The sequence below is a fragment of the Nitrospinaceae bacterium genome (assembly GCA_018669005.1).
Lineage (GTDB): Bacteria > UBA8248 > UBA8248 > UBA8248 > UBA8248 > UBA8248.
The window spans coordinates 65,804-73,363 of record JABJAL010000064.1 but is presented as its reverse complement, the minus strand read 5'-3'; the positions used below and the strand labels follow the sequence as shown (position 1 = coordinate 73,363).

Annotated in this window: 8 protein-coding genes and 1 tRNA gene; all 9 read left to right on the top strand. The window is 51.2% G+C overall.

The window, feature by feature from the left end; translation table 11 throughout:
• A partial coding sequence (locus HOJ95_08865; protein ID MBT6394803.1) for an elongation factor Tu occupies nucleotides 1-99 on the top strand: 99 nt, incomplete at its 5' end.
• A gap of 36 nt (nucleotides 100-135) precedes the next feature.
• Nucleotides 136-211, top strand: a tRNA-Trp gene (locus HOJ95_08860).
• Between the two features lie 91 nt (nucleotides 212-302).
• Complete coding sequence (gene secE / locus HOJ95_08855; protein ID MBT6394802.1) at nucleotides 303-512, top strand: preprotein translocase subunit SecE; 210 nt, start codon at nucleotides 303-305, stop codon at nucleotides 510-512.
• A 14-nt stretch (nucleotides 513-526) separates the two neighbouring features.
• Entirely contained in the window at nucleotides 527-1,054 is a 528-nt protein-coding gene (nusG, locus tag HOJ95_08850; GenBank protein ID MBT6394801.1) for a transcription termination/antitermination protein NusG, read from the top strand.
• Between the two features lie 60 nt (nucleotides 1,055-1,114).
• Nucleotides 1,115-1,549 (top strand): 50S ribosomal protein L11, encoded by a 435-nt coding sequence (gene rplK / locus HOJ95_08845; GenBank protein MBT6394800.1) that lies wholly within the window; start codon nucleotides 1,115-1,117, stop codon nucleotides 1,547-1,549.
• A gap of 72 nt (nucleotides 1,550-1,621) precedes the next feature.
• The gene (locus tag HOJ95_08840) at nucleotides 1,622-2,329 is read left to right on the top strand and encodes a 50S ribosomal protein L1 (GenBank protein MBT6394799.1); all 708 of its coding nucleotides are present in this window, start codon (nucleotides 1,622-1,624) and stop codon (nucleotides 2,327-2,329) included.
• Nucleotides 2,330-2,341: 12 nt separating this feature from the next.
• Nucleotides 2,342-2,908, top strand: coding sequence for a 50S ribosomal protein L10 (gene rplJ / locus HOJ95_08835; GenBank protein ID MBT6394798.1), 567 nt, complete (start codon nucleotides 2,342-2,344; stop codon nucleotides 2,906-2,908).
• Nucleotides 2,909-3,012: 104 nt separating this feature from the next.
• Entirely contained in the window at nucleotides 3,013-3,390 is a 378-nt protein-coding gene (gene rplL, locus HOJ95_08830; GenBank protein MBT6394797.1) for a 50S ribosomal protein L7/L12, read from the top strand.
• A gap of 89 nt (nucleotides 3,391-3,479) precedes the next feature.
• Nucleotides 3,480-7,532, top strand: coding sequence for a DNA-directed RNA polymerase subunit beta (rpoB, locus tag HOJ95_08825; GenBank protein MBT6394796.1), 4,053 nt, complete (start codon nucleotides 3,480-3,482; stop codon nucleotides 7,530-7,532).
• Nucleotides 7,533-7,560: the final 28 nt, after the last annotated feature.

Below are 7,560 nucleotides of genomic sequence, written 5' to 3'. Positions count from 1 at the left end.
TTGATTCAGCCCATCGCAATGGAGAAAGAACTTCGCTTCGCCATTCGCGAGGGTGGCCGGACAGTAGGTGCCGGGGTCGTTACCGAGGTGATCGAATAGTCCCCCGCATAGGGGAGAGACAAAAGAAGATTGCGAAGGCCAGTGGCTCAATTGGTAGAGCACCGGACTCCAAATCCGGCGGTTGGGGGTTCGAGTCCCTCCTGGCCTGCCAGGAAATGCTGCCTGAGGCATTGGGTTTAATCTATGTAATGTAATTGCCGGATGATTCGTAGTCCGGCCTAATTTCCAGGGTGATGATGGCTGTGAATGTGATGAATTGGTGGAGTCAAGCCCGGTCGTTCTTGATGGACGTTCAGACTGAGGCGAAAAGGGTAACTTGGCCCCCTTGGAAGCAAACGGCTGTTCAGACAGTTGTAGCATTGGTGTTTGTGTTTTTTATCGCCCTGTACTTAGGTTTAGTTGATTTGGCGCTTACTCGTGTTATCGACTATGTCCTGAGCCTGGCTACTTGAGCGGAGATTCTGGCGTGGCTAAAGAGTGGTACGTGGTTCACACCTATTCAGGATTTGAGAACAAGGTGCGGCTGAATATCATGGAACAGTTCCGCATTTCGGGGATTGAGGAACAATTGGGCGAAATTGTTGTTCCAACCGAGCAAGTTGTAGAGATGAAGGGTGGGAAGCGGCGCACTAGTAATCGAAAATTCTTCCCAGGCTACATTCTTATCGAGATGGATTGTGATGAGCAGTCCTGGTACTTGGTCAAGAATACCCCGAAGGTTACCGGATTTCTGGGGGGAACATCTCCTTCAGCACTGAGCGATGCCGAAGTCCAAAACGTTGTCAAACAAATGAAAGGTGAGGCAGAGAAGCCTGCCCACAAGGTCGAGTTCGAGAAGGGTGAAAATATCCGTGTTGTTGACGGTCCTTTTGTTAACTTCACGGGTGTTATCGACGAAGTTCATCCAGACCGAGGAAAGGTCAAGGTTATGGTGAGCATCTTCGGGAGGACCACTCCGGTCGAGCTCGAAATGCTCCAGGTCGAGAAAGTCTGATAACGAAGTGCAAGTCCCACAGGGGATGCTTTTATTTTTCAAAAAGTAAAGTGAGAAGAGATGGCCCAAAAGACAAAAGAAGTTGAAGCCACTGTAAAACTTCAGATTCCGGCTGGCCAGGCGAATCCCGCCCCTCCAGTCGGCCCCGCGCTAGGTCAGCAAGGGGTGAATATTATGGAGTTTTGCAAAGCTTTTAATGCACAGACTCAGGGCCGGGAGGGAACGATTATTCCCGTCGTTCTTTCCGTATATAAGGATAAGAGCTTCACCTTTATTATGAAGAGCCCGCCCGCATCAGCCCTGCTAAAACAGGCTGCTGGTCTCGCGAAGGGAAGCGGACTCTCGGGCAGAGAGTCTGTTGGCTCGGTCACTCGTGACCAGGTCAAGGAAATTGCGGAAACAAAGAAAGAGGATCTAAACGCGAGCGATGTCGAAATGGCGATGCGTATTATTGAGGGTACTGCCCGAAGTATGGGCATTATGGTTGAAGGTTAGACAAGCAGTTGTGGGAGGCGTCCGGCCGCGTGGCCGGAAGGCGCCGCGCGAACCACGAAACAGGAGGCCAATATGGCTAAACATGGAAAGCGTTACAATGGTGCCGAGGAGAAGCTGGATCGAGATAAGCTATATCCTCTCGATGAAGCTCTGGCTTTTCTCAAAGAAGGTGCTACCAAGGTCAAATTCGACGAATCTGTCGAATTATCGGCTAAGTTGGGTGTTGACCCTCGCCACGCGGAACAGATGGTGCGGGGAAGCGTAGTTTTGCCTAGTGGCATCGGCAAAACGCAAACGGTGGCCGTTTTTGCCAAAGGTGATAAAGCTAGGGAAGCGGCGGATGCCGGGGCCGATTTTGTTGGAGCCGAGGATCTGGCCGAAAAAGTCCAGGGTGGATGGATGGCATTTGACCGTGTAGTTGCGACCCCGGATGTTATGGGCGTGGTCGGCAAGATTGGTAAAATTCTTGGGCCTAGGGGATTAATGCCGAATCCTAAGTCGGGCACCGTTTCGTTTGATGTCGAGCGGATGGTGAAGGAAATAAAAGCAGGGAAGGTCGAATATCGAGTGGATAAGGCGGGTATCATCCACGCGGCGGTTGGAAAAGCCAGCTTTGAGGTCAATGCACTGGCCGACAATATCAGGGCGATGGTTGATGCTCTGGTTCGGGCGAAACCAGCGTCTAGCAAGGGTGTGTATTTTCGCGGATTGACAATCTCCAGCACGATGGGTCCCGGTGTGAAAGTTGATCACCAGGGTATCATCGCATCTTTGAAGTAGGGGACCGGAACTATGTCCACTGATGTAGCTGAAAAAGGAAGAGCGGCGACCGATAAAGGCCCAAATGAGCAAAAAGTGGCCCAGGTTGAAATTATCCGTGAAAAAATGGCAGATGCAACGGCGGCGATCCTATTTGATTTCCGGGGTCTTTCCGTTAGCCAGATGACGGTTCTCAGGAGTAAAACCCGCGAGGCGGGTGTTGAACTCACGGTGATGAAGAACAACCTTCTTGATCGTGCGATTGATGGAACGTCGTTTGATTCGCTTCGGGAGCATCTTAAAGGGCCCATATCTCTGGCGATTGCCAAAGGCGACCCAGTAGCTCCCGCAAAGGTGCTTAATGATTTTCTCAAGGATGCCGAAGGCGGGAAAATTAACGGCGGTGTGGTGGAAGGGGATTTCCTCGATGAGTCTCAGATTAAGGCTTTGGCGGATTTGCCTTCCCGCGAGGCTTTGCTGGGCCAATTAGTAGGGGTGATGGATGCCCAGGTGGCCTCTCTGCCACGTGTTCTCAACGCGGTACTGACAAGGTTGGTCTTTGCTGTCCAGGCCATTGCAAAAAAGAAAGAAACCGAGTAAGAATAGCCAGTTACCCCTATATAATGGGATTTCCTTGTTTGCGTATATTTTTGGTGCCCCTGCTCGGGGCTATCTGAATACCTGTAGCACATAGGAAGGGTTTAATAGTGGCGACTAAAGAAGATGTGATCTCCTTTATTGAAAGTATGACAGTCCTCGAACTCAGTGAATTCGTCAAGGAATTAGAAGAAAAGTTTGGTGTAACAGCTGCAGCACCGATGATGATGGGTGCCGCGCCAGCGGCTGGCGAAGCTGAGGCAGCTGAGGAGCAGACCGAGTTCACTGTAACGTTAAAAGCAGTTGGTGGTGAGAAAATCAAGGTTATTAAGACCATTCGTGAGTTGACAAGCCTGGGTCTCAAGGAGGCGAAAGAGGTGGCTGATACAGCTCCCAAACCTGTTGTGGAGAATGTCTCCAAAGAAGATGCCGACGCAGCAGCAGAGAAGTTAAAGGCTGTCGGTGCAGAGGTGGAAATCTCATAAAGCTTGCCGAGTAGAGTGCTGGTAATCCCTGTTGTCCCGAGGCCATTAAGGCGCCGGGGCCTCCCCAGGAACCGCCTTCGAGGTAAGCGATGAATACGAAGCTAAATGCAAACGGTAATGGCCGTAGGATTCGCGAGGATTTCGCAAAGATTCCTGCGGTTATAGACATTCCCAATCTGATTGATATCCAACTCGCCTCCTACGAGCGTTTTCTCTTGTGGGAGACTAAGGCGGAGGACCGCCGACCCGACGAAGGGCTAGAAGGCGTATTTCGTAGCATATTTCCCATTACGGATTCGGGTGAAAATGCTGTTCTTGAGTATCTCGGCTATGAAATCGGGATATGGGAGGCGGCTGGCGTCGAGTACGAGGGTCTTGGTGGCCCGGGCATTGTCGATGACAATGGTAATGAGATTTTTTGCCGCCAGAAGCACGAAGCGGACGAATGCCGCCAGAGGGGAATGACGTATGTTGCTCCTCTTCGGGTGTTGCTCCGGCTGACGATTTACGAAAAGGACGAGCAGACCAAGGAAAAGCGAGTCAGCGAGGTCAAAGAGCAAAAGGTTTATCTGGGTGAAGTCCCCCTGATGACCGACAACGGAACGTTCATTATCAACGGCACCGAGCGTGTGGTTGTCAGTCAAATGCACCGCTCGCCGGGCGCATTCTTCAGTTCCGATAAAACCAAGTCTTCCGCTATGTCAGCTTTCACCGCACGGATGATTCCGGCGCGAGGAAGTTGGCTCGATTTTGAGTTTGATACCAAAGAGTTGCTCTATGTGCGCATCGACCGTCGGCGCAAGCTGCCGGTCACGGTTCTTCTGCGTGCCTTCGGCCTCTCGATGGACGATATTCTCAACTCGTTCTATCAGAGTGAGGATATATTTTACGATGACAAGCGGAAGGTTTTCTTCAAGAATATAACCGAGTTGATGGTGAATCAGCGTATTTTTGAGGATCTTGTACTCCCCAAGACGGGGGAGTTGCTTCTTAAGGCGGGTCGGAAATTCACCAGGCCTACGCTCAGGAAGCTTCAGGCTGCCGGAATTGAAACCCTCGATCTTAAAGACGAGGAAGTTGTGGGAGGCATTGTAGCCCAGCCGATAGCTGATCCCGAGACGGGAGAAGTGCTGTTCGATACAAACTCCGAGATTACAGCAGAGTGTATCGCCACAATACGCGAGAAAAATATTGCCAAAATTCCACTCCTCTATGTCTCGGGTGTCGGAGCTGATCGAACGATTCGCGACACACTGACAACGGATAAATGTGAAACGTCCGAGGACGCACTAGTAGAGATATACAAGCGGCTCAGACCTGGCGACCCGCCGACGAAGGACACAGCTAAAAACCTATTCGAAAACCTGTTCTTCAATGCCAAGCGCTATGATTTGTCTAGGATAGGTCGTCTCAAGCTCAACACAAAGCTGGGTCTCAATCTGCCGCTAGATCAGCGAACGCTTACCCTCGACGATGTAATTGCAACTGTTCGCTACATTATCGAGCTTCGTCATGGACAAGGTTCTGTGGATGATATTGACCATTTGGGCAACAGGCGTGTCCGTTCGGTGGGCGAGTTGCTTGAGAGTCAGTTCCGCGTGGGGCTGGTCCGGATGGAAAGGGCCATTCGCGAGAGGCTGAGTATTCAAGATATTGAAACCTTGTCTGTACGTGATTTAATCAACTCAAAGATGATCACGGCGGCGATAAAAGAGTTTTTCGGGTCGAGTCAGTTAAGTCAGTTCATGGACCAGACGAATCCCCTTTCAGAGATTACCCACAAGAGAAGACTGTCGGCACTTGGTCCCGGAGGTTTGACTCGCGACCGAGCTGGTTTTGAGGTGCGTGATGTGCACCCGACTCACTATGGTCGGATTTGCCCAATTGAAACGCCTGAGGGCCCGAACATTGGGCTGATAGCCAGCCTTTCAACCTATGCTCGTGTTAATGAGTACGGTTTCATCGAGACGCCCTGTCGCAAGGTGGTGAGTGGGCGCGTATCTGATGAGGTCGAATGGCTTTCAGCCATCGATGAGGATAAGTATAAAATTGCCCAGGCAAATGCCGCTGTTGATGAGAAGGGTAATCTTCTCAACGACATGATTTCTGCGAGAACTAGCGGGGAATTTGTCCTGGTTCCCAAAGAACAGGTTGACTTCATGGATGTCTCGCCGAAGCAGTTGGTGAGTGTGGCAACCTCTCTCATTCCCTTCCTTGAGAATGACGACGCCAACCGAGCTTTGATGGGGTCGAACATGCAACGTCAAGCCGTTCCACTTTTGAGGACGGAGGCGCCGCGTGTGGGCACCGGCATGGAAGCCGTGGCTGCTCGTGATTCGGGTGCGGTTGTTCTCGCTCGTGCAGATGGCGAGGTTGTCAGCGCGGATGCGGCCAGAGTGGTTATCCGTGCGACTGGAGACGAACGCGAGGCACGGGATCCTGGTGTGTTTATTCACAATCTCGTGAAGTATCGCCGCTCCAATCAGAATACTTGTATTAATCAAAAGCCAATTGTTCATGTAGGTCAGAAGGTTAAGAAAGGCGAAGTTATTGCCGACGGTTTTTCGACCGATAAGGGCGAGCTTGCCCTGGGCCGAAACATGCTGGTCGCCTTCATGCCTTGGAACGGTTTTAACTTCGAGGACGCTATTATCATCTCGGAGCGAGTGGTTAAGGAGGATATTTACACATCTATCCACATCGATGAATTTGAGATTCAGGCGCGAGATACGAAACAAGGACCTGAGGAGATTACAAGAGACATTCCCAATCAGAGTGAAGAGGCTCTCATGAATCTTGATGAGAGCGGAATCATTCGTGTGGGCGCGAGAGTTGCCCCGGGCGATGTTCTGGTGGGGCGTATCACCCCAAAGGGTGAAACTCAGCTTAGCCCAGAGGAGAAGTTGCTTCGGGCGATATTTGGAGAAAAGGCCGGAGATGTTCGTGATTCCTCGCTTCGGATGCCTCCCGGTGTCGAGGGAACCATTGTTGAGGTGAGGGTATTTTCTCGTAGAGGAATACCCAAGGATGCAAGAACCATTACCATCGAGGAGGAGGAAATCGCTCGCCTCGAAAAGGATTATGGAGATGAGATACGTATCATCCGTGAAGAGGGTGAGCAGCGTCTCCGTTCAATGCTTGTTGGCAAAGAGGCTACCGCCAAGGTGGTACACCCCGAGTCGGGAGATGCTCTTGCGAACAAAGGTGATGCTCTGACTGCAGCGGCAGTTGCACCATTTAAAGGCAATCAATTGCTTAAGGTGGCTGTTTCCAAGGAAGTTGTGGGTCAGCTTAAAGAGGTGTTTCTCAGGTCCGATGAGCAAATCAAATTACTAGAGAGCATTCTTGAGGAAAAGATAAGTAAGCTTCAAAAGGGCGATGAACTTCCTCCTGGAGTGCAGAAAATGGTCAAAATTTATGTCGCGATGAAACGCAAGCTTCAGGTGGGCGATAAGATGGCTGGGCGTCACGGTAACAAGGGCGTCGTGTCAACCATCGTTCCTGTCGAGGATATGCCTTACCTCGATGACGGCACGCCAATCGACATTATTCTGAATCCGCTAGGAGTGCCCTCGCGAATGAACGTGGGCCAGATTTTGGAGACGAATCTTGGTTGGGCCGGAGAGAAGTTGGGGAAACATTTTGCCACCCCTGTTTTCGACGGAGCTCACGAAGAGGACATTGTTAATTTGATGGAGGAGGCGAAGCTGCCCCCCTACGGCAAGACAAAATTGCTCGATGGCCGTAGTGGCGATGTTTTTGAGCAGGCCGTAACAGTGGGAATTATCTACATGCTAAAGCTTCACCATCTGGTTGACGACAAAATCCATGCTCGCTCGACCGGCCCGTACTCCTTAGTTACTCAGCAGCCTCTAGGCGGTAAGGCGCAATTTGGTGGACAGCGGCTTGGTGAGATGGAGGTATGGGCGCTGGAGGCATACGGTGCCGCTAAAATCTTGCAGGAAATCTTGACAGTGAAAAGTGATGACGTGGCTGGGCGGACTCGGATGTACGAGTCTATCGTCAAGGGAGAAAATCTTCTGGAAGCGAATTTGCCCGAGTCATTCAACGTTTTGATGAAAGAGTTGCAGAGTCTCGCTCTCGACATCGAGCTGATCGAAAGCGGCGAGGCCCCGCGGTAAATAATCGCCCGCGGGTTAACCCGCAAGG